We start from the raw sequence: 23,277 nt of genomic DNA on the forward strand, positions 1-23,277 counted from the left end.
GGGCTTGAGTGGCGGCATGGACTTCTAATCCAGCGCCTATCAGCCTTCAGATACGAAAAGGGCGGCAGCAATGCCGCCCTTTTTCATGGCCCATTGGCTCTGCTGCACCGACCGGCTCTGAGCGCGCGACCATGCGCACCTGGCCAAAAACCCAACAGATGTCGGCCTTTAGCCGCAGCCACCTTTCGCAGCTGACCTTTCCCAGGCAATTTGCCAACAAAATTCCGGTCGGGAAACCGACGCCCTGGACTCGCGCCTCAGACGGCTATCTCCGCGCGTTGCCGCACTTCGCCGGCCAGCACGGCCGACTCGACCAGCGCCGCGACTTCGTCGGCCACGGCCAGCAGCGGGGCGCGATCACGGGTGGCGCGCGCAATCACCATCAGCCCTTCCAGCGAGGATTCGACCAGCAGCGCCAAGGCATGTGCACGGCGTTCGGGCACCCCTGCCCTGACGAAGGCCTGTCGCAGCAGGCCGATCCACTGCTCGAAGGCCGAGCGGCACAGTTCGGCCAGTTCCGGCACGTTCGCCGGTGAATCCAGCACCACGGGCGCGATCGGGCAGCCGAGCGTGAATTCATTGTCCTCCAGCATGCGGGCAACCGACTGGTAGATGTGGTGGACGGCCACCGCCGGGTTCGTTTCGGCGGCAAGGTCCTCGCCCAACCTTTCGGTCACCTTGGCGACGCTGTCGCGCGTCACCTCGATGACCAGTTGGTCCTTGCCGCCCGGAAAATGGAAATACAGCGAACCGCGCGGTGCGCCGCTGGCGCTCAATATGTCGTTGAGCGAGGTGCCGTGATAGCCGCGCTGCCCAATCAGCAGCGCCGTCGCCTCGATCATGCGGGTGCGGGTGTCGTTCGCCATGTCAGCCTCTGTCAGGAGAGAGCCATTATAGGCCTTGCCGGCAATATGACAATCGGTCTACATAATATGTAGATCGGTCTACATATTATGTAGGCTGATAGAAAGCTGTCGATACCCGTTCCAACACCCATCGAACCCATGGAGGAACCCAATGACAATTCGTGAGGCTTCGGCCGAGTGGCAAGGTGCGCTGAAGGAAGGTTCGGGCCGGCTTCGGCTGGGCAGCGGCGTCTTCGAAGGCGCCTACTCCTTCCCGTCGCGTTTCGACAACGGTCCGGGCACCAATCCGGAAGAACTGATCGCGGCGGCCCATGCCGGCTGCTTCTCGATGGCCCTGACCGCCATCCTCGGCCAGCACGGCCACGTCCCCCGGAACATCCGCACCACGGCGAAAGTGCATCTCGGCGCGACCGCGGCCGGACCGACGATCACCCGCATCGAACTCGAAACGCAGGCGGAGGTCGCGGAACTCGGGGCAGAGGAATTCGAGCGGCTTGCGCAGTCCGCCAAGGCGAGTTGCCTGGTCTCGCGCGCGCTTGCCGGCGTGGCCAACATCACCCTCAAGGCCGTGCTCGTCGACGCCGTCGATGACCGATGAAACCAGGAGAATGACGATGACACAGGAGCTTATCATGGACATCGCCGCGAAAGATTTGTCCCGCCAGACGGCCGAGATCATGCGGCGCTTCAACGACGTGTTCCAACGGCATGATCCGATGCCGCTTGCCGAACTGGTGGCCGAGGATTGCGTGATCGAAAACACGGTGCCGGCGCCGGACGGCGCGCGCCATGCCGGCAAGGCGGCGTGCGTCGGGCTGTGGTCGGCGATCGCCACCCAGCCAGGCACCCGCTTCGAGATCGAGGAGACCTTCGTCGCCGGCGAGCGGGCGACGATCCGCTGGCGCTACTTCATGGCCGACGGCAATTCGCTGCGCGGCGTCAATTTGATGCGTGTAGACGGCGGGCGGATCGTCGAGGCGATGGGCTACGTCAAGGGGTAGCGCCGAGGGGCGCTACCGGTCCGCCAGCGCCAGCTTGGCGCCGAGCATGACGAAGGCGCCGGCGAAGGTGCGGCGCATCCAGGTCAGCACCCTCGGCCGCGACACGACGTGGCTGCGGATCGAGGCGGCGAAGATGCCATAGCCGACGAAGACGACGAAGGTGAGCAGCATGAAGACGCTCGACAGTTCCAGCATCTTCGACAGCGCGTGCGGTTCGGTGGTGCTGACGAATTGCGGCAGGAAGGCGAAGAAGAAGATCGACAGTTTCGGGTTGAGGATGTTGACCAGGATGCCGGAGGTGATCACCTTGCCGGCCGAGCGCGGCGCGACGTCCTGGTCGACGCTCAGGCCGCCCTTCTCCTTCAGCGTGTTCCAGGCCATGTAAAGCAGATAGGCGACGCCGAGATATTTCAGCGTCTCGAAGGCGACGGCGCTGGTGTGCAGCAGCGCCGCCAGTCCGGTGATGGCCGCGGCCATATGCGGGATGATGCCCAGCGTGCAGCCGAAGGCGGCGATGATCGAGGCACGCGCGCCGCGCGACAGGCCGGCACTCAGCGTGTAGAGAACGCCGGTGCCGGGCGAGGCCACGACGATCAGCGACGTCAACAGGAATTCGATGCTCACGACTTGCTCCTCCGGCACCCGGCCCGCCGGCAAGGTATCCAGCAAGGGGCCGGGGCACAAGCCGGGGCGATGAGCGAAGGCGGAGGCAGGCTTGCCAGAGTCCGCTATGCCCCGATAGCGACCAAATTTCGCTGCGCAGCGAAATGACGCGACGGGCCATGGGCGAAGGTCGCTGCGTTTATGCTCGGACTTCTGGCCGTCGGGGCCAACATGCGCGGTTCCTACAGGAAGCGAGCCTAACTAGCGGCGATCAGCTTCTGGACTTGGTCCCGGTCCTCTTTCGACCATTGCTTTGGGTCCTCGCCGTGGGCAACTTCGGCGTGAAGCTCGGCGTGTTTCATGACCTCTGACGCGCGCTCTGCCGTGAAGCTCGCGGGACAAGCCTCCATCCCCGGAAAGTCCCTGCACCGATACGTGTAAGCCATCACTGCCTCCATTTTTTAGAAACCCCTCATGCAGGCGAGTGACGGCAATCTTTGTCAACTAGATTTCAAACTGACCCACCACCCGGGCCACTGCGGGATCCGGCACCCCACGGCGATGTTCTTGCAGCTCTGGAGCAGGCGGGGCTAGTCACTGAAGTGCTGCGGCCGCAGCGGGAACCCGTCTTGCTGCTTGCTCGAAAGCCTTAGCCCAACTGTCGGGCAGATCCTTCAACCGGATATCCAGGAGCTCGCCACTCCGGAAGGCCTTAATCCTTGCGCACGCAGCAGGGCCGCGGCTCGAATGACATAACGCAATGGCCCCGCTGCAGTAGGCCACGACCTCGCGGTTGAGATCGAATTCGGAGAGTCGCGCTTCCAGTTCGCTGAGCGGCACGCTAATCGCGCCTCCGCGCAATGACCAGAAACTCCCTGAACTTCCCAAGCTCGCCGATGATGTCTTCGGTAATCCCGTCACTGAAATAGTCTGCTCCGGGTCGCCGCTCATGTTGTCGAAGGGTAGAACGGCGAGGGAGGGTTTTTCGTTATGTGCGCGGCCCCCTCCGGCAGGCCGGCCTTGCGGAGATTCTTGCGAAAATGCTCAAGGTAAGCGGCATCACCATAGGGCGCGAGCTTCGGATCGGTCCATTGTTCCAGCGTGGCGCCGGCATCGAGTTCGAGAGCGCGTTTCACCGATTTCTGGGCCTGCTGCAGGTTCCCGGCGGCAGCGAAGCTGGCGGCCTGATAGATACGCATGATGGCGCTATCTAGCGAACGTAGGCTGGCGAAGGCGGCGATGGCCTTGTCATATTGGCGGGCATCGAAATAGATCTGGCCCAGTTGGGAAGTGTACCATTCGTAGTGAAACGGATTGAGGCGCATGGCCTTTCGTGCGTGCTCGATGGCCTCTTCCGCCCTGCCCGCATAGCTCAGGCAAAGAGCGTAGTCGGTCGTCACGTCGGCGTCGTTGGGATTGCATTCGAGGGCCTTCCGGAAGGCCTCAAGTGCCGCGCCATGATTCAATGTATACAAATGATAGTTAGCGAAAGCCCAATAGGACCAGGAATCGCCGTCGTCGCAGGCAATCGCCTCCACTGCCCATCGGCGGGCCAGCTCCATCGAGACGTCATAGTCATCGGCCCAGCCGCAACAGGCGTCAACCGTGTGACTCAATGCCATTTTGCTATAGGCCTTGGCAAGTCTCGGATCACATTCGATTGCCCTGGTCAGATGCTCCCTGGCAAGGCTCTCTCCTTCCTTGGTGAGACGGCACGCATCAATGGCGCGCTGGAGATGGTCCAGGGCGACGAAACTCTCGAGTCCGGCGGACTTGCTTCGGTCACGCCAGGCCTTGCCGAGCCTGCCGCCATAGCCGGACGCAAGCGTGCCGATGATCGTCCCGGTGATTTCGTCCTGGACCGAGAAGATATCCGTCAGTTGCCGGTCGTAGGTCTCGCTCCAAAGCTGCCGGCTCTCGGCTCCGTCGACAAGTTGGACCGAGACGCGGATGCGATCCCCAGCTTTCTGAACACTTCCCTCCAGAATATAGCGGACCGAAAGTTCACGCGCGGCCTCAGCCGATGTCACCGGCCGGTTCCGGTAGGCCAGAGTCGAAAGCCTGTCGATGACGAACAACTCGTGAAAGCGCCCCAGGCTGGCGACGATGTTGAGCGCCAATCCTTCGCAGAAAATGTCCTGCTCCGGGTCGCCGCTCATGTTGTCGAAGGGAAGAACGGCTATGGAGGGTCTGGGCGGCGCCGGAGCTTCTGTGGCAGCCACGAAGGGCTTGGGGCCGGCATATTTATAGCCGCGACCATGCACGGTTACGATCATCTCGGCGGGCAGCAGTTTTCGCAGCGCCGAAATGTGGACCTGCAGCGTGTTCTCCTCCACCACCAGGCCGGGCCAGACCGCATCGAAGAGTTCGGTCTTGCCGATCACCTCGTCCGGCCTCTCCAGCAACATGGCGAGGATGTCGAAGGATCGCGCCGAAAGCACCATCGGCCCCTTGGGCCCAAGCAGCAGCCGTTCGGCGCGTTTCAGGCGATAGTTCCCGAACTCCAAGTCCATTTGCCAAGAACCCTTCCCTCGGGGGCTAGGATAACCCAAGACGGTCCTGAAGGCGAACTTCAGGGCTGTTCAGGACTATTCAGGTCCGAGCCAAGGACCTGAGTGGGAAGCGGTGTCATTCTCACCGTCGCAGGAGGACACCATGACCGACATCTCCACCGCCGCCCCGATCACCATCCGCCGCCTTGACCTGCCACGGCTAAGCTTCCCGAGGTTCGAAATCGGCGCATCGCTTGCCGCCATATCCGGTTTGGTGGCTGATGCGCTCAACATGACCTACGTGGCCCCCTACACCAGTCTCCGTCGCCAGCCGCAGGTCGTCCCGGACGATGATCTCGAAGGTCGGGATCCCACCTGGTGAGCTGCTCTATTTGAGGGTTCGAAACTTGCTCTAGCGCGTCTTGGATACTGGTTCATAGCCTGGCGGGACAGCGCCGCGCTCTGGCCTGCCGGGCCATCGTCATTCGAAAGCCAAGCAAAAGGCTTTCCGTCCGCTACGCGTACCACTCCTCAGCCCCCACATTGGGCATTGGGGGGAGATCGGCAGTTACAGCGGCAGCCCGTGCGCCTTGCGCGCCATCAGGCAATCGTCGCCGCCGGGCATGCAGGCGCGGCAGACATCGGGGCGGACGTCATAGATGCCGCAAGCAGTATGCTTGCCGACCTCGCCGGACAGAGCAGAACAGCGCACGCCGTCGCAGCGCATGCCGGATTCGTCGGTCGCGACGAATTTCTGCGGGATGCGGTCGAGCTGCGCGTCGTCCTCGGTGGAAAAGCGCGGCCATTCTGCCGAATAGGAACAGCAGGCGCCGCAGGCCTGGCAGTCGAACAGGGCCGGACCGGTCCCTTCCTCGGCCGCGGCAAAGCCCGCGGCAGCCGCCAGGGCAAGCAGGCCCGGCGCGACGGGATTGCGGTCGGTGTCGTGCGGCAAGACGCTATTTCTTCTTGGCCGTCTTCCGGGGCGCATCCGCTGGCGATTTGAACAGATCGGTTGCGACCGGTTCGTCGGTCTTCGGCGCTGCAGCCGGCTTGGCCGGCTTGGCGGTGGCGGCCGGCGCTGCCGGCTGGTCCTTGGCGGAAAATTTTATGGCCATGTCAGTCCTCGTCAGAGAAACGCGATGACGGCGCGCGCGGATTGCGCAGGCGGCCGATCAGCGCCGAAACCGCCGTGATGTTCATTTCCTCGGGCGACCAGTTCCTGGCCTCCTCGATGTGATGCGGCGCCAATTCGCGATGCGTGCTGCCGCTATAGGCTGCGTCCTGATAAGTCACCCGTTCGCGCGTCTTGCTGTCCTCGCGCACATATTCGATCAGATAGTTCGGGGCTTCGGCGCGGCCACGCACACCGACGCGCACCTGGGCATCGCCATGGGCGCGCTTGCAGCGTTCCAGCTTTTCCAGCACGCGCCGGACAAATTCGACCGGCTTGTCGAGGAGTTCGACCATGTCGGCAATGGTCGCGTCGCCGGCGATCGGCGTTGGCGGCACGCGCTTAGTGGCCATCAGCGCTTGCCCGCCCGCTTCGGCATGGCGGCCAGAACGAGGGCAGCCGCCCTGTCGTCGGCCTCCTTTTCCAGGCGCAGTTCGCGCAGCCGCGCGGTCTTGGCCTCCCGGGCCTCGCTGACTGCATCCCGTTCGGAGATGATGCGATTGAGTGACATCGACTGCGTCCGGGTCTTGCTGAAAAGCTGCTCGGCCTCGTCGCCGGATGCCTTCGGAGTAAGGGACATCTTCTTCTTCCTGGTTCGGGGGATCCACCTTGGCGCGTGCTTTAGCACATACCAAGGGACCTGCGGCGCACAATTAACTGCCAGAAACGAAAAAGGTCAGGCATGCGCCTGACCCTCCTCTCGCCATCTACCGATGCCAGTACATCCGTGGTCACCGGGAAGGCTGAATTCCGTTTTTACGCAGCCTTGAGCTGATCGGCGGACATCTTGCCCGACTTGTTGTCACGAACCATCTCGTAGCCAAGCTTCTGGCCTTCGACGATGGTGCGCATTCCGGCACGCTCGACGGCCGAAACATGGACGAAAACGTCGGCCGAACCGTCGTCAGGCTGAATAAAGCCAAAGCCCTTGGTGGCGTTGAACCATTTTACTGTGCCAGTGCTCATAACGAACCCTTTCCATGGCAAATATTCGTTCACCGTCATGCGAATGCACAACAGCGTTTGTCTCGATTTTTGATGGGAGGAAGTTCGTCAAAGGCGCGCTTGGCGCGCGGATAACAAAAGTCGGGCAAACAAATATCGACGAACTTCTAGTAGACTTCTTTTGCCGCCATGTCAAATTTCTTGTTCTGGTGACGGCAGCCGCAAGGTCGTCGGTCGGTCGCAATCCGAAGTCAAGGCCCGAGCGCCGGCTAAAAAAAATCGCAAGAAGGTGGGAACCATCCTGGCCCTCACGCATTTTGATACGGTCAGCAGTTCATAAGAGCAATCTTGGAAAGGCTGGCAAAAAAGGACGCCTCCCGCGCGATAAAAGGCGCGAGGGGCGTTCATGTATTTTGGGCCTTCACATTGCCGTGCGACGTCACATTATCGCTGACATCAGCGGCAGGATCTCATAGCGAAAGCCCTGCCCCGAACGCACGGTCGGGTCGGCATCGGTCAACGCCCTTGCCTCGGCCTCGGTGCCGACGCGCAGGATGGCGAGTCCCCAGGGGCCGGCCGGGTCGGCGACCGGACCAGCCAGCATCATGGTGCCCTCCTCCAGCTTGCCGCGCAGATAGTCGGCATGCCGGTCCATCAGCGCCCGCTCCTCGTGCGTCAGGGTAAAGGCGAAATCCGGGCGCGGCGGGATCAGCCGGCAGTGGAACACGCTTGGCGGCTTGCTGCCCGCCTCGCCGGCAAGGAACGCGCCCAGCCAGCCGAGCACACGCTCCCAGCCGGAGCCGTGATCGCGGCAGGAGTCATGGCGCGCGCCAAAGCCCTCGTGGCGCAGCGTCAGCCGCGTTCCAGTCTCGACGGCTTCAAGCGTGTAGGTGACGGTGGTGACATTGTCGCCGTCCCACGGCGCCTTCCAGGTCATCACCAGACGATGCGGCGGCTCGACCTCGAGATATTCGCCCTGGACATGAAATTCATTGCCATCGGCGCCCTTGCCTTCCGAGTACCAGGCGCCACCCGGCCTGACGTCGGCAGTGTGTTTCGTCGTCCGGTAAAGCGCGTCCGAGCCCCACCAGAGCGGGATCTGGTCCTCGGCGGTAAGCGCCCGAAACACACGCTCGGGCGGCACCGCAATCGTCACCGTGGCAAGGATGGTGCCCACCGAGACGTCGGCGATCGCACGCGCTCTGTCGTTGCTGGCCATCATTCGTTCTCCAGATAGGATTTCAGATTGCCGAGGCTTGCCTGCCAGAAATCGCGATAGGGCAGAATCCAGTCGGCGACGTCCTTCAGTTCCGCCGGCTCCAGCCTGTAGAGCCGCTCGCGGCCATGCTTCTGCTCGGAGACGACGCGCAATTCGCGCAGGATCCTGAGGTGCTTGGAGATCGCCGGCCGGCTCTGCGAAAAGGCCGAGGCCAGTTCGTTGACCGGCGCCGGCCCTTGCCGCAAGCGGTCGAGGATGGCGCGGCGCGTCGGATCGGCGATGGCGCGGAAAACGGAACGATCGGGATCAGCCTGCGGCATAATGCGTATCCATTTGGTTACGTATTTATGCCGATCGCGAGTGCTCGTCAACAACTCCGCAGCGGGATGGGGATCAGTGCTCCTGCTGCGGCGATGTTCTGTTGGTCAGTCCTGTTCGTGGGGACCTGGCTCCGGCCATGTTTCCTTGGCCGCTTCCGCGTACCAGTGCCGCATCGCCGGGGTCGCCAGCACGGCGTCGACATAAGCGCGCGTATCGGGCGCCAGCTCGCCGCCATAGGTGTCGAAGCGGGCGACGATGGGTGCGTACATCGCATCGGCCGCGGTGAAGTGGCCGAACAGGAACGGGCCGCCCTTGCCATGTTCGGAGCGGCACTGCCGCCAGATCGCCTCGATGCGTGCCCGCTGCAGCTCGCCCTCGGCGTCGAGCGATTTGTGGCCCTTGGGCCGGCGCAAATTCATCGGCCAGCCATAGCGAACCTCGCGAAAGCCGGAATGCATCTCGGTCGCCACGGACCGGGCCAGCGCGCGGGCGCCGATATCATCGGGCCAGAGTTTTTTCTCCGGGAAGAGGTCGGCCAGATACTCAAGGATGGCAAGGGTTTCCCAGACGATCCTGCCACCTCCCTTCAACGGCTTGTGATTCAGGACCGGTACCAGGCCGGTCGGCGACACCTTGGCCAGGCTGGCGGCGGTTTCCGGCGTGCGCAGGCGCACAAAACCCTCCTCGAACGGGATCTCCAGATGCCGCATCGCCACCCAGGGCCGGAGCGACCAGGACGAAAAGCATTTGTTGCCGATGAAGAGCGTGAATTCAGCCATGGTTTCTCCCGCGGAGCCCGCACAAATAGAGGCGCACCCTAGCTTGCCTGTTTAGCCCCGGAGAAGCCGGGCCGATCCCGAAAAAACGACCACGGCCGCCGTCAGCGCCTCAGAAGCTCAGGCTCTTCGAAAAGGCGTTGGTGAACATCACTTCGCCATGGTCGCCGGCCGCCTCGCCCAGCACGGCATCCATGCCGCCACTGGTCACTCGCACCAGCGCGAAGCCGCCCATATAGGCGGCCTTGGGCTTGATGAGGTCGAGACCGTCGCGCTGGTAGATCATCGGCACCTCGTGCTGGTGGCCATGGAAGACGGCGATGACATTGTAGCCTTTCAGCGCCGACAGCAGCGCCTGGCGGTCGGCCTCGCTCCACCAGTGCGGCGCGCCGATGCCGTCATCGTCATAGGTACGCCTGGCCGGATCCCATTTCTCGGTCGAAAAAGTATCCCAGCCATAGTGCTGAAACAGGATGACCGGGCGGCCGTCGCCGGCATAGGTCGCCAGATCCTGCTTCAGCCACGGCAGGCTGGAGATGGCGCCGTGGCCCGTATCGCCGGCGAAACGATGGGTCTGGACGAGATGCAGGCCGCCCCAATCCCAAGAGTAGCAGTCTGTGTCGACATCATATTCGGTGGCCGGCACCGGCGGCTTGAAGAACACGCCGGGGCGGTGATTGGCCTCGACATAGTCGCGCATCTCGCGGCGGTACCAGTCGACATGATGCGGCGGCCCGTTCTGGTCGAGGTCGTGATTGCCGAGCCCGACATAGACGGGCATGTGGACGCGGTCGGGGCCGATCCCTTGCTGGTAGCGCTGGCTGAACTGCAGAAGCTGCGTGCCTTCGCTGGGCTCGGTGATCTGGCCGCCGCCGTCGTCGGTGATGTCGCCACCGACGACGAGACCGAGCGGCGTGCCGATGCGGCTGCCGGCCGAGCGCAGGCCGGTGGCGACGCCGTCGATCTCGGTCGGCCAATCCTTGTCACCAATGCCGTTCAGCGCAGCAACGTTGCGCAGCAAGGCGGCGTCGGTCTTGCCTTCCTGCTGGCAGTTGGGGCTGAGGCCACTCGCCATGCGGCAGGCATGGACGTCGGCGATGAACAGGAAGGTGGCGTCGATGGGCTGGATACGCTGCCCGGTCTGGCCGAGCGCCGGACGCGCAAGGGCACCAGCGGCAGCAACCCCCAGCGCCTGCGCCAAAAAGTTGCGCCGGGACAGCAGGCGGGGCGGAAGGCGATTCATCATGCGCCGAAATTCAGCACAGCCGGCGCCCGGCCGTCCAGTTCTCCGGCAACACTTCTCGTCCAAACCATCCATCGACATGTTGCCGCAGGTCTGGCATGTCTTGCCCCTTCAACTTGCGCGAGCAGAGGAGGACGCCATGAAAGCTGCACCGATCGTCATGATGCTGGCCGCGTTGCTGCCGGCGGGTGTTGCCCATGCTGCCGATTGCATCGACGCGAAATCCGCCAAGGCCGGTTTCGCGCTGGAAAAGCCCGGCATCCACAGCGAGTTTCGCCCAGTGGCCGGCGGCATGGTTTCCGTCGTCAACAAATACGAATCCGAATCGCCGCAGACACAGTTCCTGTTCGGCGGCTTGATCGAGGTGTTTCGCGACAGCGATACCGGTCGGCTGGCGATAATCCCGTTTTCCGATCTGCGAAAACTGTTTCCGCTGAAGACGGGCGCAAAGAGCACGATCGAATTCGTCGAGCTATCGCCGAACAAGCAGCCGAAGAGCACCAAGACGCTGACTTTGGTCGTCAAGGGCAAGGAGACGTTCAGCCTGGGCGACTGCAAATACAGCGTACTGGCGGTCAAAGAGACCTTCAAGAATGGGGCCGGCGAGACACTGGATGCGTTCACTGCGCTCTACGCACCCGATCTGCAGGCAGCTCTCGCCCGGCGCTACGACGAAGGCACCAGCACGGAATCGGTGAACGGTTACAAGGCTATCAAACCGCTGGCGAATTAGAGCGGCTCCTTCTGCCCCTCCGGCTTTAGGGCTTAACCGGCCGCAGCAGCACCCTGCGGCGTCGCTTCACCGCCAGTCGGCTCTGCGATGACGACGGCGCAGCCCCCTGTAGCGCCTCAAGGCAATCGCGCAGTGGGCCGACATCCTGCGCTGCCTTGGCCATCGACATGGCGCCGGAATAAGCGGCGACCGCGAGCGCCGCGAAGCGATCCGGGTCGGTGCCCTCTTCCCTGCCCGTTTGCTGGTCGGCCCTGATCCTGTCGGCGATCGCCTGGCGCCAAGCGGCAAAGATGCCGGCAAGGGCAGCGCGGAAATCCGGATCGGCAAGCGAAAGCTCATGCGCCAGATTGTTGAGCGGGCAGCCGCGCACGAAGCCCTGCTGCTCGAGTTCGGCCGCCACCGCCTCGAACACGGCGCGTATGCCCTCGCGGGCCGAGCCCGCCGCCTGCACCGGCGCGATCCAGGTCTCTCCGACAGCGGCGGCGACCCGCTCCTCGATCACCGCCAGGGCCAGTGCCTTCTTGGTCGGGAAATGGTGATGCAGCGCGCCGCCGGTGACGCCGGCCGCCGCCATCAGGTCGCCGATGCTGGAAGCCTGATAGCCGCGCTCCTGAAACGACGCTTCGGCGACATCGAGCACGCGTTTGCGCATGCCTTCGGGGTCGTTGGTGCGTTTGCTAGACCGTGATCTTGGGCGAGCGGAAATCTCTGCCGACATTTTCAAACGATAGCAGATTGACAAAACAGGACAACCGGTCTGTTTTACAAACAGGACGATCATCCTGTTTTGGAGAGTGCGCGATGAACCTGCCCGTGAATGCCCCTGCAACAGCCGGCCTGCTCGCCTCGCCCGTGGTCGAACTGCGGCAGTACACACTAAAATCCGGCCGGCGTGACACGCTGATCGAAATCTTCGACAGCCATCTGATCGAGGGCCAGGAAGCGGCTGGGATGACCATCATCGGCCAGTTCCGCGACCTCGACCGGCCCGACATGTTCGTCTGGATGCGCGGCTTTGACGGCATGGCCGCGAGGAAAGAAGCGCTCACCGCCTTCTATGACGGACCGGTATGGGCCGCATGGCGCGACGCCGCCAACGCCACGATGATCGATTCCGACGACGTGTTGCTGCTGAAACCGGCATGGCCGGGTGCCGGCTTCGACCTATCGGGCTCGCGAAGAGCTGATGCGGCGGATCAGGAAAAGCCAAGCGATGACAGTCGCTTGAAGGAAATCGTTGTGATTGAGATTCATCATCTGCGGCCCGGCAGCGAGGCTGGCTTTGCCGAAAACTTCGAAACCGGAGCCGTTCCGCTGCTCAAGACGCTCGGCGCAAGACTGCTCGGCGCCTTCATCACCGAACACGCCGAAAACAGCTTTCCGCGCTTGCCGGTGCGATCAGGCCAAAACGTCTTCATCGGCGTCATCGGGTTCGACAGCGACGAGGCGCATGACCGCCACAAAACAGCGCTCGCCGGTTCGCCGGCATGGCAGGCGTTCCAACAGGCAGCGGAGCCGAACCGCGCCAGACCGACACAGACCCTGCGGCTTTCACCAACCGCGCAATCGTTGCTGAGGTAACTCTCGTCAGGCCGCTGCCCCGAATTTTCCGACGATGGCCGAAGCAACAAGTGCCGGATCCTCCCAGTGCGGATTGTGGCCGCAGCCCTCCGCCTGAACAAAGGAGGCATAAGGAAGGGTACGCAGCAGCGCCTGCTGGTGCGCCTCGCCGAACAGCGGGTCGCAGGCACCGGCGATGATCTGCGTTGGGATTCGCACGGTCCGCGCCGCTTCGGTCAGATCGGCCGAGCGGATCTCTTCCAGAACCGCGCGCCAGCGCGCGGCAGGCATCGCCGAAGCGTCCTTCGCCAGGCCGGCGAGAAAGGGGTGGGGCACGCCAGGCCGGCAGGCATGCCACCAGTCATAGAACGGATCGGCCGGCGAGATCGGATCGCGCAGTGCCTCAACACCAGCGACCAGTGGATGATCCCGCCCGAAACCAGGCCTCAACGTGCCGGCGAGGACGACCAGCCCGCCGATGAGCTCCGGGTGCCGAGCGGCCAGTTCCATGGCCACCATGGCGCCGAGCGAATGGCCGACGACGACCGGCCGGTCGAGCCGCAAGCGCTGGATCAGTCCGGCCATATCACCGGCGAAATCAGCGACGCCGCAGCCCCTGCCCGCTTGCGAGGCGCCGTGGCCGCGCAGGTCCGGAATGACCAGGTGCCGGCAGGCCAGATGCGGCGCCAGCAGCGAAAAGCTGCGGCTGGTGTCGGTGAAGCCGTGGACCAGCAGTAGCGCCGGCCCGTCTCCGGCGATCTCGACATAGGCGATCTCGATGCCGCCAATGTCGACGAACTGCTTGCGACCGGCCCAGGCGTCCTGTTCCTTGAGCGTGTCCTGCTCCGCCAAGGCATCCATTGTGGTCACAGGCCGAGCTTTTCCTTCACCGCGGCGAGCCCGGGCTTGCCGTCAAAGGTGGTGACGCCGGCGAGCCAGGCGTCGAGACGGTCCTTGTTCAGCGTGATCGCCTTCAGTCCCGCCTCTTCAGGCTTCATGCCGTCATTGATCAGATAGCTCATGCCGACATTCTCGAAATCGATGTCGAAGGCGAGGTTCTTCAACAGTTGCCCGGCATTCGGGCACTGTGCGAGATAGCCCTTGCGGACCTGCGTGGTCACCGTGGCTGCGCCGAGGTTCGGGCCGTAGAACTTGTCGCCGCCGGTCAGATATTTGAAGTCGTACATCGTGTTCATCGGATGCGGCGCCCAGCCCTGGAAGACGATGAACTGCTTTTCCTTTATCTCGTAACCAACCTCGGAGAGCATGCCGGCTTCGCTCGATTCGACGACCTGCCAGCCATCGAGGCCGAGCGACGGATCGGCGATGGCGTCCATCATCAGCTGGTTCGAGCCGGGCTCGATGCCGTACATCTTCTTGCCGAACTTGTCGGCGAACTTGTGCAGGTCGGCGAAATCCTTGACGCCAGCCTCCCAGACATAAGTCGGAACCGCAAAGGTGTATTTGGCGCCTTCCAGATTGACGCGCACGTCCTCGACCGATCCGTCCTTCTTGTAGGGTTCGTAGTAGGTGACCATGGCCGGGTCCCAGTAGCCGAGGAACAGGTCGAGATCGTTGTTCTTCATGCCTTCGTAGATGACGTTGATGCCCAGCACCGAACTCTGCGGCTGGTAGCCGAGCGCGCCGAACAGGACATTGGCGACGCCGGTGGTGAAGGCCAGATCGTTCCATCCGGGTTCGGCCATGCGGACAGCTTTGCACTGCTCGGCCTCGGCGGCGCGAGCGCCATTCGCGGCCAGCGCCAGCGCGGCCATGCAGACCCCGGTTGCCAGAATGCGATGCATGCGATGTCTCCTCTTGTCCGCTTGGACTAATAATTGTCCCATGGGTCAATTCTTGATCTGAATGGATAAGAATGTCAATCTGCAATCGTGAACAGGTGGATTCTCCGGTGAAGCTCAGCCGCATAAGCGATATCAGGCGCAGGGAATTGCGGCAGGCGGCCTTCGCGGTCCTGGAGCGCGAAGGCATAGCCGGCGCGACGCTGGAAAAGGTTGCCGCCCAAGCCGGCGCCTCCAAAGGCATCGTGCTGCACTATTTCCGCAACAAGCAGGAGTTGTTCGAGCACGCAATGCGCGAGGCGAACGCAGTCCTGTGCCACGCAGTGGTCGCGCGGCTTCGGCGGGCGCGCACGCCAATGGAGCGCCTGGATGCGGTTATCGAAGGCAATTTCGAGGAGCATCTGTTCCTGCCGCCTCTCTGCCACGCCTGGCTTTCGCTCTGCGCGGAGGTGCCGCGCGACGACAAGCTCGCCCGCATCCAGAAGGTCATACATGCACGCATGCGCTCGAACCTGTTGTCCGGTCTGCGCGGTCTTGCATCGCCCGAAGAGGCCGACGATATCGCGCTTGGCGTCACCGCCCTGATCGACGGGCTGTGGCTGCGACTTGGCCTGCAGCCGGGCAGCGTCTCGCGCGAGCAGGCCGTCCGTCAGGTCAAGGACTATGTCGCCGGGCAACTCGCCATGCCGCGGCCTGCGCCGGTCGGGTTGGTTTCGGCCGGATAAAGTTCATACTGCGGGATAGGCTTTTGGGTTGACCAACAAAGCCGATCGGCGTGCTCTCTGCCGATGGCATAGGCAGGATCATTCCCATGCGACTTCACGGCAAGCGGGCGCTGGTGACGGGCGGTTCGGACGGGATCGGCCTGGCGATGTCGGAGGCATTTGCAAGCGAGGGCGCCGATGTGCTGATCGTCGGCCGCGACGCCGGCAAGCTGGAGGCAGCGCGCCAGACGCTGGCCTCCGAGGCGAAAGGCAGCGCCGGCGTCGAAACCCTGTCGGCCGATCTTTCGGCTTCAGCCGGCATCGATGCCGTCGCCGCCCATGTGAAACAGGGCCGGCCGCTCGACATCCTCGTCAACAATGCCGGCGTCGCCTTCCTGGTGCCGTTCGAGAGCGTCACAGAAGAGCAGTTCCAGCAATCCTTCGCGCTCAATGTGACGGCGGCGTTCTTCCTGACACAGCGCCTGCTGCCGCATCTCGGCGTCAACGCCTCTGTCATCAACATCTCGTCCTACTTCGCCAACAAGATGATCCCGAAGCGGCCGTCGAGCCTCTATTCGCTGTCGAAGGGCGCCCTCAATTCGCTGACCAAGTCGCTGGCCTTCGAGCTTGGCCCGCGCGGCATCAGGGTCAACGCGATCGCGCCCGGCACGGTCGACACCGCCATGCGGCGCAAATCCATCGTCAACCTGCCGGCGGAAGCGCAGGCGGAGCTGAAAGCCTATGTCGAGCGCAGCTATCCGCTCGGCCGCATCGGCCAGACCAGCGATCTCGCCGGCATCGCCGTCTATCTCGCCAGCGACGAGGCCGCCTGGACCAGCGGTGGTATCTTTGCCATCGATGGCGGATACACCGCTGGATGAAACGCCGACGTGTGCCCCACCCTCTCCCCTTGTGGAGAAAAGCGGGACGAGCCTGCATCAGCCGTGTTGTGACTTCCTGGCTCTGAAGATCAAACGCAGCAGAAACATGAGACCGAGATAGAGGGCGATGAACAGGAAGAACCCGCGCGCCACTGTGACCGCGCTATTATCGGGTTGCCAGATCGCTATTGTCAGCCAACACGAAAGCAAGAGGGCATCCAGAAACTGCCTTTCCCAAAACGCCAGATTCAATTGATTGCCGTTTGGCAGCGGGCAAAGCATCGAAATGGCCCGGCCAGCCAACAGATAAAGCGGAACCGCGGTCAATTTCAAAAAGAGCAGGTTGGGTGCGTCGCCCAGGAAATACGAGAAGGCAGCCGTGGCAGCGACGAGCAGAACAAGCGGGCCAAATACGAGCCTACGTGTTTCCATGAAAAACTGATCAGCCATAGGATTCTCCCCAGGGTTGCATCAAGGTTATCACGACAAGCAGTCATCGCAAGTCAAAACCGGCAGGCGTGCCAACTTCCAGTTTTTGGGCGCCCACGCCTTCAACCGATTTGCATCCTCACCGGCTGCAATCTCCGCTTGAAGCGATTTGTGCAACGCGATACGCCGTTGCCGAATTTCGAAAACCGGAGACCTCCAGTGAGCGCTGAGACGACCAGAACCGAAACCGACACGTTTGGTCCCATCGAGGTCGCCACGGACCGTTACTGGGGGGCGCAGGCGCAGCGTTCGCTTGGCAATTTCAAGATCGGCTGGGAAAAGCAGCCGGCTTCGATCGTCCGGGCGCTGGGCATCGTCAAGCGGGCGGCGGCCGAAGCCAATATGGATTTGAAGCGGCTCGACCCGGCGATCGGCAAGGCGATCATCGAAGCGGCGCAAGAGGTCATCGACGGCAAGCTCAACGACCACTTCCCGCTGGTCGTCTGGCAGACCGGCTCGGGCACGCAGTCCAACATGAACGCCAATGAGGTGATCTCCAACCGGGCGATCGAACTTCTGGGCGGCGTCATGGGCTCGAAGAAGCCGGTGCACCCGAACGACCACGTCAATATGAGCCAGTCGTCGAACGACACCTATCCGACGGCCATGCATATCGCCTGCGCCGAGCGCATCGTCCACGATCTGCTGCCGGCGCTGAAGCACCTGCATGCAGCGCTGGAAGCCAAGACCAAGGCGTTCGCCCATATCATTAAGATCGGCCGCACCCATACCCAGGATGCGACCCCGCTGACGCTGGGTCAGGAATTCTCCGGCTATGCGGCGCAGGTCGCCTCGTCGATCAAGCGCATCGAGATGACCCTGCCCGGCCTGCAGGAGCTGGCGCAAGGCGGCACCGCCGTCGGCACCGGCCTCAACGCCCCGGTCGGCTTCGCCGAAAAGGTGGCCGAACGCATCGCTGATATCACCGACATCGGCTTCGTCACCGCGCCGAACAAGTTCGAGGCGCTGGCGGCCCACGATTCCATGGTGTTCTCGCACGGCGCCATCAACGCGGCGGCTGCGGCGCTGTTCAAGATCGCCAACGACATCCGCTTCCTCGGCTCCGGCCCGCGTTCGGGCCTCGGCGAACTGTCGCTGCCCGAGAACGAGCCGGGTTCCTCGATCATGCCGGGCAAGGTCAACCCGACCCAGTGCGAGGCGCTGACGCAGGTCTGCGTGCAGGTGTTCGGCAACAACGCCGCACTGACCTTCGCCGGCAGCCAGGGCCATTTCGAGCTCAATGTCTACAACCCGCTGATGGCCTATAATTTCCTGCAATCGGTGCAGTTGCTCGCCGATGCCTCGGTCTCCTTCACCGACAATTGCGTGGTCGGCATCGAGGCGCGCGAGGACAACATCAAGGCGGCGCTCGACCGGTCGCTGATGCTGGTGACGGCGCTCGCCCCCACCATCGGCTACGACAATGCCGCCAAGATCGCCAAGACCGCGCACAAGAAGGGCACCACGCTGCGCGAGGAAGCCCTGGCCACCGGGCTGGTCAGCGAGGCCGACTACGACCGGCTGGTGCGGCCGGAAGACATGACGCATCCTGGCTGAAGCCACGCTCGATCACAAAAACGTTATCCTGGTGAACGAACTGTCGCCGAATAGGCATCTTTGGTGAACAGTCGGTGTGGACTATCTGATCAGGTATTCCAACCCCGGAGAGTCCGCCATGTCCATCAACACTTCCGCCGCCGGTTCCGGCGCTGCTTCCAACGCCTCTGCCTCGATCCTCCTCGGCCGCGTTCTGCTCGCGGCAATCTTCCTCCTGTCCGGTTTCGGCAAGCTGACCGCGATCGCAGGTACCGCCGGCTATTTCGGCAGCCTCGGCCTGCCGCTGCCGACCGTAACCGCCATTGTCGTTGGCCTCATCGAACTGCTCGGCGGCCTTGCCATCCTCGTCGGTTTCCAGACCCGCATCGTCGCCTGGGTGCTGGCGGTCTTCACCGTCGCCACCGGGCTGGTCGCCCATATGAATTGGGCCGATCAGATGCAGATGATCAGCTTCCTGAAGAATCTGGCGATTGCCGGCGGCTTCATTGCGCTGGCTTCCTCGGGCGCCGGCGCCTATTCGGTCGACGCCAAGCGCGGCTGAACCTCCTACCGGATGCGCATGAAAGAAGCGGCGCGGAATTTTCCGCGCCGCTTTTTCGTTGTCGATCCAGGCGCCCCGATTTGCCGATTTCTGCTAGGATCAGGACATCGGGCGACCAACCGGCCGCCGACGACGGAGGTGACCATGCCCCGCAACGCGCTGCTTCTCTTGTCCCGATTGTTGCTCGCCGCTTTGTTCGTGCCATCCGGCTTCCAGGCGCTGGCCAACATTTCCGGCACAACAGACTATTTCGCCAGTCTCGGCCTGCCGTTGCCGTCGCTCGCCGCCTGGGGCACGGGCCTGTTCGAACTGATCGCTGGGCTCGCGATCCTCATCGGCTTGCAGACGCGGATCGCGGCACTGCTGCTCGCCGCTTTTTGCATCGCGGCCGGCTTCATCGGCCACTACGGCCAGGGTGGCGACGATCCGATGCTCGCTTTCCTGCACCAGCAGATGCTGATGAAGGACATTGCGATTGCTGGCGGCTTCCTGGCGCTGGCGATGGCCGGCGCAGGCGCCTGGGCGATCGACGGGAGGAGCTTCGGGATCGGCGCTGACGCCACCTGAGCCTATTGTTCAGACCGGAGCAGGCTATTTCACCGATACACTCGGCCCGCCTTCGACCGCCAGCACCAGCCGGCGGCCGGTGACCCTTGCCAGTTGTGCCAGCCGCCCGGCCGGCCGTTCGCCATAGAGATCGGCGAGCGCGGCCGGCAGCATCAGCGCCAGCGAGCCGTTGGGGCGGGGTTCCCATTTTAGCCTGGGCATGACGCCCGGCATCGCCGCCGTCAGCAAATAGACGACGCGCAGCATCGCCGCCAGCACGCGGGCGCGCTCGAGATAGCGGGGCGTCGCCAGCCCGCGGATTTCCGGGACAGCCTCGTTGAACACGCCCTCGTGGCGGAACAGGCCGACCAGCGCCAGAAAGGCGCGGCCGGGATGATCGACGCCGATGAAGGAGGCGTGCGCGATGATGTTGAGCGACTGCTTGCCGCGATACTCGGGATGGGCGCGCCAGCCGATGTCGGCCAGCAGGCAGGCGGCCTGGCGATAGCGCGCCTCGTCCTCGGTTTCATCGATGCCGAAGGCGGCGAAGGCCTTGCCGGTCCATTCGACCAGCTCATGCGCGTGGGTGACCGAGCGCGAGCGCAGCCGGGCAAGTTCCTCGGCCGCTGAGATCAGCGGATCGGCCTTCTTCTCGGCCTCGTCCAGCAGCGAATAGAGAAACCCCTCGCGCACGCCGAGCGCCGAGACGACGATCTTCGAGGGCTGCATCGCCGCCATGATCTCCTGCAGCACGATGGCGCCATAGGGCAGCAGCGAGCGGCGGTTCTTGGAGACGCCCTCGATGCCCCTGACCTTCTCGATCTCGGCCTTCGTCACCTGCTTGAGGAAGTTCTGGGCGCTGTCGGCGCTGATCTCGTAGTGATGCATGACGCCGAGCGGGTAGTTGGTCATCTCCATGTGCAGCCGGGCGAGGTTTCGCCAGGTGCCGCCGACCGCATAGAAGGCCCTGCCCTGTCCGCCCTTGAGCAGCTTTGCCCGTGCCAGGTGCTCGCGCACGATCTTTGCTGCCTGGGCAAGCGAGTTCTTCGCCATGTCCTGCAGGCGCAGGCCGCCGAGCGGCAGCGTGATGCCATCGCCGATCGCCTCGCCATTGATGTCGATCAGCTCCAGGCTGCCGCCGCCAAGGTCCCCGGCAACACCATTGGCCGGATGGAAGCCGCAGATGACGCCTAGCGCCGAATAATGCGCCTCCTGGCGGCCGGAGAGCACCCGGATCTCGGTCTTCAGCACGTCCTCGGCGCGGTGGATGAAGTCGGGGCCGTTTATCGCCTCGCGGGCGGCGGCGGTCGCCAGCACATACATGTGCTCGGCGCCGGCCTGGTTCGAGAGCGCGCGGAAGCGGCGGAATTCCTCCATCGAGCGGGTGACCGCCTCGGGGTCGAGCTTGCCGGTCGAAACGATGCCGCGGCCGAGGCCGGCCAGCATCTTTTCGTTGAACAGCAAGGTCGGCGAGCGTGCCAGCCCTTCATAGACGACAAGACGGATCGAGTTCGAGCCGATGTCGATGATGGATAGCGGTCGGCGATCCTGGAGCCGGCCCTGGGATGTAGAAATCATCCGCCGGTCGCTGCGTTCTTCTTGCGGCGCTTGAACTGTGCGATGCGCTTGGGCGCGTGCGACTTCAGCGCGTCACCCCGTCCGGAAAGGCTCGGATTGGTCATGAAATATTCCTGCGCGTTGAACGGTTCCTCGCCCTCCTCCAGCACGACGCGCCGGGAGGTTCCGTCAGCCAATACGTCGAAACTTTGCTGGTTGTCCATAATGTTGCCCAGCATGATCTGGCCAAGAATCTGTTCATGCACAGTTGGATTGGTAATCGGCACCATGGTCTCGACGCGGCGGTCGAGATTGCGCGGCATCAGGTCGGCCGAGGAGATGTAGATGACCGCCCCGTCCGAGGGCAGACCATGGCCGTTGCCGAAGCAGTAGATGCGGCTGTGTTCGAGGAAGCGGCCGACGATCGACTTCACCCTGATGTTCTCGGAAAGGCCGGGCACCTGCGGCCGCAGGCAGCAGATGCCGCGCACGACGAGATCGATCTCGACGCCGGCACGGCTGGCATCGTAGAGCGCGTCGATGATGATCGGGTCGACGAGCGAATTCATCTTCATCCAGATGCGGGCCGGACGGCCCTCCAGCGCATGCTGAACCTCGTCCGAGATGTGTTTCAAGATGCGCTTGCGCAGCGTGAAGGGCGAGATCGCCAGCCGCATCTCCTCGGCGGGCTCGGCATAGCCGGTGATGAAATTGAACAGCTGGGCGACATCGCGGGCGATCGTCGGGTCGGTGGTGAAGAAGGACAGGTCGGTGTAGATGCGCGCGGTGACCGGATGGTAATTGCCGGTGCCGAGATGCACGTAGTTGCGCAGCTTGCCGTCCTCGCGCCGCACCACCAGCGACATCTTGGCGTGGGTCTTCAGCTCGAGGAAGCCGAACACCACCTGGACGCCGGCGCGCTCCAGGTCGCGGGCCCAGCGGATATTGGCTTCCTCGTCGAAGCGCGCCTTGAGCTCGACAAGTGCGGTCACCGACTTGCCGGCCTCGGCCGCGTCGACCAGCGCGCGCACGATCGGGCTGTCGTTGGAGGTGCGGTAGAGCGTCTGCTTGATCGCCACCACTTCCGGGTCGGCCATCGCCTGGCGCAGGAACTGCACCACCACGTCGAAGGATTCATAAGGATGGTGGACGACGATGTCCTTCTCGCGAATGGCGGCGAAACAGTCGCCGCCATGTTCGCGGATGCGCTCGGGAAAGCGCGGATTGTAGGGCATGAATTTGAGATCGTCGCGGGCCACCGCCACGATCTCTGAGATCTGGCTGAGCGCCAGCGGCCCGGTAAGCACGCTGATGCGGCTCGACGAGACGCCAAGCTCGCCGGCGACGAAGTCGCGCAGCGCCGGCGGCATCGACATGTCGAACTCGATGCGGATGACCGAGCCGCGGCGGCGGCGCTTCAGCGCCGTCTCGAACAGGCGCACCAGATCTTCGGACTCCTCCTCAACCTCGATATCGCTGTCGCGGATGAGGCGGAACGTACCGGAGCCCTTGACCTCGTAGCCGGGGAATAGCTTGCCGATATAGAGGCCGACCGCCTCTTCCAGCGGAATGAAGCGGACATGGTTCTTGCGGTCCGGCAGGCGGATGAAGCGCTTCAGCGCCACCGGCAGGCGCAGCAGCGCGCTCATCTCCTCGCCATTCTTGCGGTGGCGCAATTGCAGCGCCATCGAGAAGCCGAGGTTGGGGATGAACGGGAACGGGTGCGCCGGGTCGATCGATAGCGGGGTGAGCACCGGAAACACCTGGTCCTGGAAATGCTCTTCCAGCCAGGTCCTCTCGTCCTTGGTCAGGGCGTCGCGGGTGATGCTCTCGATGCCTTCCTTGTTGAGCAGAAGCATCAGCGCCGAAAGGCTCTTCTGCTGGTCCTCCTGCAGGCGCTCGACCTCGCGCAGCAGCTGTTCGAGCTGCTGCTCAGGCGTGCGGCCGTCAGGGCTCTTCAGCGCGATGCCCTCGCGCACCTGGCCGGCGAGGCCGGCGACGCGGACCATGAAGAACTCGTCGAGATTGGCGGCCGAGATCGACAGGAAGCGAACCCGCTCGAGCAGCGGGTGATGCACATTCAGCGATTCCTCGAGGACGCGCCGGTTGAACTGCAGCCAGGAGAACTCGCGGTTGACGAAACGGTCCGGGTTGCCACCCTGGGGGCTGGCCTTTTCCACCGTGGTGAATTCGCTCTGCACCGGCTTCAGTTCGTTCATGGTTCCTGCTCTTCCCGTGCCACATTGTTTTAGTCGCATTTGTGCGACGCC

General features: G+C 63.4%; 29 protein-coding genes. 10 read left to right on the forward strand and 19 right to left on the reverse strand.

The genetic code is table 11. The features are described 5' to 3' along the window. Window positions 1–257 precede the first annotated feature (257 nt). Window positions 258–866, reverse strand: a complete 609-nt coding sequence (locus tag AC1RUK_RS15075) for a TetR/AcrR family transcriptional regulator (RefSeq protein ID WP_481834986.1) — start codon at window positions 864–866, stop codon at window positions 258–260. A gap of 151 nt (window positions 867–1,017) precedes the next feature. On the opposite strand from AC1RUK_RS15075, the gene AC1RUK_RS15080 reads away from it, so the two are divergent. Next, window positions 1,018–1,464 (forward strand): OsmC family protein, encoded by a 447-nt coding sequence (locus AC1RUK_RS15080; protein WP_481834985.1) that lies wholly within the window; start codon window positions 1,018–1,020, stop codon window positions 1,462–1,464. Window positions 1,465–1,480: 16 nt separating this feature from the next. Further along, entirely contained in the window at window positions 1,481–1,867 is a 387-nt protein-coding gene (locus AC1RUK_RS15085; protein ID WP_481834984.1) for a nuclear transport factor 2 family protein, read from the forward strand. A gap of 12 nt (window positions 1,868–1,879) precedes the next feature. On the opposite strand, the gene AC1RUK_RS15090 is transcribed toward AC1RUK_RS15085, so the two are convergent. The 3 genes from AC1RUK_RS15090 to AC1RUK_RS15100 all read right to left on the reverse strand — a co-directional run bounded on the left by AC1RUK_RS15090 (window position 1,880) and on the right by AC1RUK_RS15100 (window position 4,854). Beyond that, the gene (locus AC1RUK_RS15090) at window positions 1,880–2,491 is read right to left on the reverse strand and encodes a LysE family translocator (RefSeq protein ID WP_481834983.1); all 612 of its coding nucleotides are present in this window, start codon (window positions 2,489–2,491) and stop codon (window positions 1,880–1,882) included. Between the two features lie 236 nt (window positions 2,492–2,727). Then, window positions 2,728–2,928, reverse strand: a complete 201-nt coding sequence (locus AC1RUK_RS15095; RefSeq protein WP_481840289.1) for a DUF1059 domain-containing protein — start codon at window positions 2,926–2,928, stop codon at window positions 2,728–2,730. Between the two features lie 489 nt (window positions 2,929–3,417). Beyond that, window positions 3,418–4,854 (reverse strand): winged helix-turn-helix domain-containing tetratricopeptide repeat protein, encoded by a 1,437-nt coding sequence (locus AC1RUK_RS15100; RefSeq protein ID WP_481834982.1) that lies wholly within the window; start codon window positions 4,852–4,854, stop codon window positions 3,418–3,420. Window positions 4,855–5,125: 271 nt separating this feature from the next. On the opposite strand from AC1RUK_RS15100, the gene AC1RUK_RS15105 reads away from it, so the two are divergent. Then, complete coding sequence (locus tag AC1RUK_RS15105; RefSeq protein ID WP_481834981.1) at window positions 5,126–5,344, forward strand: hypothetical protein; 219 nt, start codon at window positions 5,126–5,128, stop codon at window positions 5,342–5,344. Window positions 5,345–5,530: 186 nt separating this feature from the next. Here the strand turns inward: AC1RUK_RS15105 and AC1RUK_RS15110 are convergent, their stop codons facing one another. The 9 genes from AC1RUK_RS15110 to AC1RUK_RS15150 all read right to left on the reverse strand — a co-directional run bounded on the left by AC1RUK_RS15110 (window position 5,531) and on the right by AC1RUK_RS15150 (window position 10,640). Further along, window positions 5,531–5,914: a YkgJ family cysteine cluster protein gene (locus AC1RUK_RS15110; RefSeq protein WP_436174353.1), complete on the reverse strand. Its 384-nt coding sequence runs from the start codon at window positions 5,912–5,914 to the stop codon at window positions 5,531–5,533. Between the two features lie 4 nt (window positions 5,915–5,918). Then, window positions 5,919–6,077, reverse strand: coding sequence for a hypothetical protein (locus AC1RUK_RS15115; RefSeq protein WP_436174352.1), 159 nt, complete (start codon window positions 6,075–6,077; stop codon window positions 5,919–5,921). A gap of 1 nt (window position 6,078) precedes the next feature. Then, window positions 6,079–6,486 carry a hypothetical protein gene (locus tag AC1RUK_RS15120; protein WP_436174351.1) on the reverse strand — a complete coding sequence of 136 codons (408 nt, stop codon included), beginning with the start codon at window positions 6,484–6,486 and terminating at the stop codon, window positions 6,079–6,081. Next, window positions 6,486–6,713 (reverse strand): hypothetical protein, encoded by a 228-nt coding sequence (locus tag AC1RUK_RS15125; protein ID WP_120016079.1) that lies wholly within the window; start codon window positions 6,711–6,713, stop codon window positions 6,486–6,488. The genes AC1RUK_RS15120 and AC1RUK_RS15125 overlap by 1 nt, the downstream gene beginning before the upstream one ends. A 176-nt stretch (window positions 6,714–6,889) precedes the next feature. Continuing rightward, the gene (locus AC1RUK_RS15130; protein ID WP_006203031.1) at window positions 6,890–7,099 is read right to left on the reverse strand and encodes a cold-shock protein; all 210 of its coding nucleotides are present in this window, start codon (window positions 7,097–7,099) and stop codon (window positions 6,890–6,892) included. A 418-nt stretch (window positions 7,100–7,517) separates the two neighbouring features. Further along, window positions 7,518–8,300 carry an SRPBCC domain-containing protein gene (locus tag AC1RUK_RS15135; protein WP_481834980.1) on the reverse strand — a complete coding sequence of 261 codons (783 nt, stop codon included), beginning with the start codon at window positions 8,298–8,300 and terminating at the stop codon, window positions 7,518–7,520. Beyond that, a complete protein-coding gene (locus AC1RUK_RS15140) occupies window positions 8,297–8,617 on the reverse strand; it encodes an ArsR/SmtB family transcription factor (RefSeq protein ID WP_006203028.1) in 321 nt (106 codons plus the stop codon). Before AC1RUK_RS15140 ends, AC1RUK_RS15135 begins: the two co-directional genes overlap by 4 nt. A gap of 105 nt (window positions 8,618–8,722) precedes the next feature. Next, on the reverse strand, window positions 8,723–9,397 hold the full coding sequence (locus AC1RUK_RS15145) for a glutathione S-transferase family protein (RefSeq protein ID WP_481834979.1): 675 nt from the start codon (window positions 9,395–9,397) through the stop codon (window positions 8,723–8,725). Window positions 9,398–9,506: 109 nt separating this feature from the next. Next, window positions 9,507–10,640, reverse strand: coding sequence for a metallophosphoesterase (locus tag AC1RUK_RS15150; RefSeq protein ID WP_481834978.1), 1,134 nt, complete (start codon window positions 10,638–10,640; stop codon window positions 9,507–9,509). A gap of 136 nt (window positions 10,641–10,776) precedes the next feature. Here AC1RUK_RS15150 and AC1RUK_RS15155 point away from each other — a divergent pair, with 136 nt between their 5' ends. After that, window positions 10,777–11,370 (forward strand): hypothetical protein, encoded by a 594-nt coding sequence (locus AC1RUK_RS15155; protein WP_481834977.1) that lies wholly within the window; start codon window positions 10,777–10,779, stop codon window positions 11,368–11,370. Between the two features lie 25 nt (window positions 11,371–11,395). Here AC1RUK_RS15155 and AC1RUK_RS15160 read toward each other — a convergent pair whose 3' ends face one another. Then, entirely contained in the window at window positions 11,396–12,022 is a 627-nt protein-coding gene (locus AC1RUK_RS15160; RefSeq protein ID WP_481834976.1) for an LmrA/YxaF family transcription factor, read from the reverse strand. Between the two features lie 149 nt (window positions 12,023–12,171). On the opposite strand from AC1RUK_RS15160, the gene AC1RUK_RS15165 reads away from it, so the two are divergent. Then, window positions 12,172–12,951, forward strand: coding sequence for an NIPSNAP family protein (locus AC1RUK_RS15165; protein ID WP_481839491.1), 780 nt, complete (start codon window positions 12,172–12,174; stop codon window positions 12,949–12,951). 6 nt (window positions 12,952–12,957) lie between these two features. On the opposite strand, the gene AC1RUK_RS15170 is transcribed toward AC1RUK_RS15165, so the two are convergent. Next, a complete protein-coding gene (locus AC1RUK_RS15170; RefSeq protein ID WP_481839490.1) occupies window positions 12,958–13,791 on the reverse strand; it encodes an alpha/beta fold hydrolase in 834 nt (277 codons plus the stop codon). 5 nt (window positions 13,792–13,796) lie between these two features. Continuing rightward, window positions 13,797–14,735, reverse strand: a complete 939-nt coding sequence (gene choX / locus AC1RUK_RS15175; RefSeq protein WP_481834975.1) for a choline ABC transporter substrate-binding protein — start codon at window positions 14,733–14,735, stop codon at window positions 13,797–13,799. Window positions 14,736–14,842: 107 nt separating this feature from the next. Between choX and betI the strand changes: the two genes are divergently transcribed. Both betI and AC1RUK_RS15185 read left to right on the forward strand, forming a co-directional pair. Beyond that, window positions 14,843–15,457 (forward strand): choline-binding transcriptional repressor BetI, encoded by a 615-nt coding sequence (gene betI / locus AC1RUK_RS15180; protein WP_481834974.1) that lies wholly within the window; start codon window positions 14,843–14,845, stop codon window positions 15,455–15,457. Window positions 15,458–15,543: 86 nt separating this feature from the next. Further along, complete coding sequence (locus AC1RUK_RS15185) at window positions 15,544–16,317, forward strand: SDR family NAD(P)-dependent oxidoreductase (RefSeq protein ID WP_481834973.1); 774 nt, start codon at window positions 15,544–15,546, stop codon at window positions 16,315–16,317. 57 nt (window positions 16,318–16,374) lie between these two features. Here the strand turns inward: AC1RUK_RS15185 and AC1RUK_RS15190 are convergent, their stop codons facing one another. Beyond that, on the reverse strand, window positions 16,375–16,767 hold the full coding sequence (locus AC1RUK_RS15190; protein ID WP_481834972.1) for a hypothetical protein: 393 nt from the start codon (window positions 16,765–16,767) through the stop codon (window positions 16,375–16,377). A gap of 198 nt (window positions 16,768–16,965) precedes the next feature. On the opposite strand from AC1RUK_RS15190, the gene fumC reads away from it, so the two are divergent. The 3 genes from fumC (at window position 16,966) to AC1RUK_RS15205 (ending at window position 19,471) form a co-directional block, all read left to right on the forward strand. Beyond that, window positions 16,966–18,363: a class II fumarate hydratase gene (gene fumC / locus AC1RUK_RS15195; protein ID WP_481834971.1), complete on the forward strand. Its 1,398-nt coding sequence runs from the start codon at window positions 16,966–16,968 to the stop codon at window positions 18,361–18,363. A 118-nt stretch (window positions 18,364–18,481) separates the two neighbouring features. Continuing rightward, window positions 18,482–18,904 (forward strand): DoxX family protein, encoded by a 423-nt coding sequence (locus AC1RUK_RS15200; RefSeq protein WP_436174337.1) that lies wholly within the window; start codon window positions 18,482–18,484, stop codon window positions 18,902–18,904. Between the two features lie 144 nt (window positions 18,905–19,048). Continuing rightward, window positions 19,049–19,471 carry a DoxX family protein gene (locus AC1RUK_RS15205; protein ID WP_481834970.1) on the forward strand — a complete coding sequence of 141 codons (423 nt, stop codon included), beginning with the start codon at window positions 19,049–19,051 and terminating at the stop codon, window positions 19,469–19,471. A gap of 24 nt (window positions 19,472–19,495) precedes the next feature. On the opposite strand, the gene ppx is transcribed toward AC1RUK_RS15205, so the two are convergent. Together ppx and AC1RUK_RS15215 are read right to left on the reverse strand one after the other, a co-directional pair. Continuing rightward, a complete protein-coding gene (ppx, locus tag AC1RUK_RS15210; protein WP_481834969.1) occupies window positions 19,496–21,028 on the reverse strand; it encodes an exopolyphosphatase in 1,533 nt (510 codons plus the stop codon). Beyond that, entirely contained in the window at window positions 21,025–23,226 is a 2,202-nt protein-coding gene (locus tag AC1RUK_RS15215) for an RNA degradosome polyphosphate kinase (RefSeq protein ID WP_481834968.1), read from the reverse strand. Before AC1RUK_RS15215 ends, ppx begins: the two co-directional genes overlap by 4 nt. Between the last annotated feature and the right edge of the window lie 51 nt (window positions 23,227–23,277).

It is taken from the genome of Mesorhizobium monacense, from assembly GCF_056781675.1.

Bases quoted from the DNA above. Each gene is read 5' to 3' on its own strand.
- AC1RUK_RS15075 (WP_481834986.1), bottom strand. From the start codon at position 866: ATGGCGAACGACACCCGCACCCGCATGATCGAGGCGACGGCGCTGCTG.
- AC1RUK_RS15080 (WP_481834985.1), top strand. From the start codon at position 1,018: ATGACAATTCGTGAGGCTTCGGCCGAGTGGCAAGGTGCGCTGAAGGAA.
- AC1RUK_RS15085 (WP_481834984.1), top strand. From the start codon at position 1,481: ATGACACAGGAGCTTATCATGGACATCGCCGCGAAAGATTTGTCCCGC.
- AC1RUK_RS15095 (WP_481840289.1), bottom strand. From the start codon at position 2,928: ATGGAGGCAGTGATGGCTTACACGTATCGGTGCAGGGACTTTCCGGGG.
- AC1RUK_RS15105 (WP_481834981.1), top strand. From the start codon at position 5,126: ATGACCGACATCTCCACCGCCGCCCCGATCACCATCCGCCGCCTTGAC.
- AC1RUK_RS15115 (WP_436174352.1), bottom strand. From the start codon at position 6,077: ATGGCCATAAAATTTTCCGCCAAGGACCAGCCGGCAGCGCCGGCCGCC.
- AC1RUK_RS15120 (WP_436174351.1), bottom strand. From the start codon at position 6,486: ATGGCCACTAAGCGCGTGCCGCCAACGCCGATCGCCGGCGACGCGACC.
- AC1RUK_RS15125 (WP_120016079.1), bottom strand. From the start codon at position 6,713: ATGTCCCTTACTCCGAAGGCATCCGGCGACGAGGCCGAGCAGCTTTTC.
- AC1RUK_RS15130 (WP_006203031.1), bottom strand. From the start codon at position 7,099: ATGAGCACTGGCACAGTAAAATGGTTCAACGCCACCAAGGGCTTTGGC.
- AC1RUK_RS15135 (WP_481834980.1), bottom strand. From the start codon at position 8,300: ATGATGGCCAGCAACGACAGAGCGCGTGCGATCGCCGACGTCTCGGTG.
- AC1RUK_RS15140 (WP_006203028.1), bottom strand. From the start codon at position 8,617: ATGCCGCAGGCTGATCCCGATCGTTCCGTTTTCCGCGCCATCGCCGAT.
- AC1RUK_RS15145 (WP_481834979.1), bottom strand. From the start codon at position 9,397: ATGGCTGAATTCACGCTCTTCATCGGCAACAAATGCTTTTCGTCCTGG.
- AC1RUK_RS15150 (WP_481834978.1), bottom strand. From the start codon at position 10,640: ATGATGAATCGCCTTCCGCCCCGCCTGCTGTCCCGGCGCAACTTTTTG.
- AC1RUK_RS15155 (WP_481834977.1), top strand. From the start codon at position 10,777: ATGAAAGCTGCACCGATCGTCATGATGCTGGCCGCGTTGCTGCCGGCG.
- AC1RUK_RS15160 (WP_481834976.1), bottom strand. From the start codon at position 12,022: ATGCGCAAACGCGTGCTCGATGTCGCCGAAGCGTCGTTTCAGGAGCGC.
- AC1RUK_RS15165 (WP_481839491.1), top strand. From the start codon at position 12,172: ATGAACCTGCCCGTGAATGCCCCTGCAACAGCCGGCCTGCTCGCCTCG.
- AC1RUK_RS15170 (WP_481839490.1), bottom strand. From the start codon at position 13,791: ATGGATGCCTTGGCGGAGCAGGACACGCTCAAGGAACAGGACGCCTGG.
- choX (WP_481834975.1), bottom strand. From the start codon at position 14,735: ATGCATCGCATTCTGGCAACCGGGGTCTGCATGGCCGCGCTGGCGCTG.
- AC1RUK_RS15185 (WP_481834973.1), top strand. From the start codon at position 15,544: ATGCGACTTCACGGCAAGCGGGCGCTGGTGACGGGCGGTTCGGACGGG.
- AC1RUK_RS15190 (WP_481834972.1), bottom strand. From the start codon at position 16,767: ATGGCTGATCAGTTTTTCATGGAAACACGTAGGCTCGTATTTGGCCCG.
- AC1RUK_RS15200 (WP_436174337.1), top strand. From the start codon at position 18,482: ATGTCCATCAACACTTCCGCCGCCGGTTCCGGCGCTGCTTCCAACGCC.
- AC1RUK_RS15205 (WP_481834970.1), top strand. From the start codon at position 19,049: ATGCCCCGCAACGCGCTGCTTCTCTTGTCCCGATTGTTGCTCGCCGCT.
- ppx (WP_481834969.1), bottom strand. From the start codon at position 21,028: ATGATTTCTACATCCCAGGGCCGGCTCCAGGATCGCCGACCGCTATCC.
- AC1RUK_RS15215 (WP_481834968.1), bottom strand. From the start codon at position 23,226: ATGAACGAACTGAAGCCGGTGCAGAGCGAATTCACCACGGTGGAAAAG.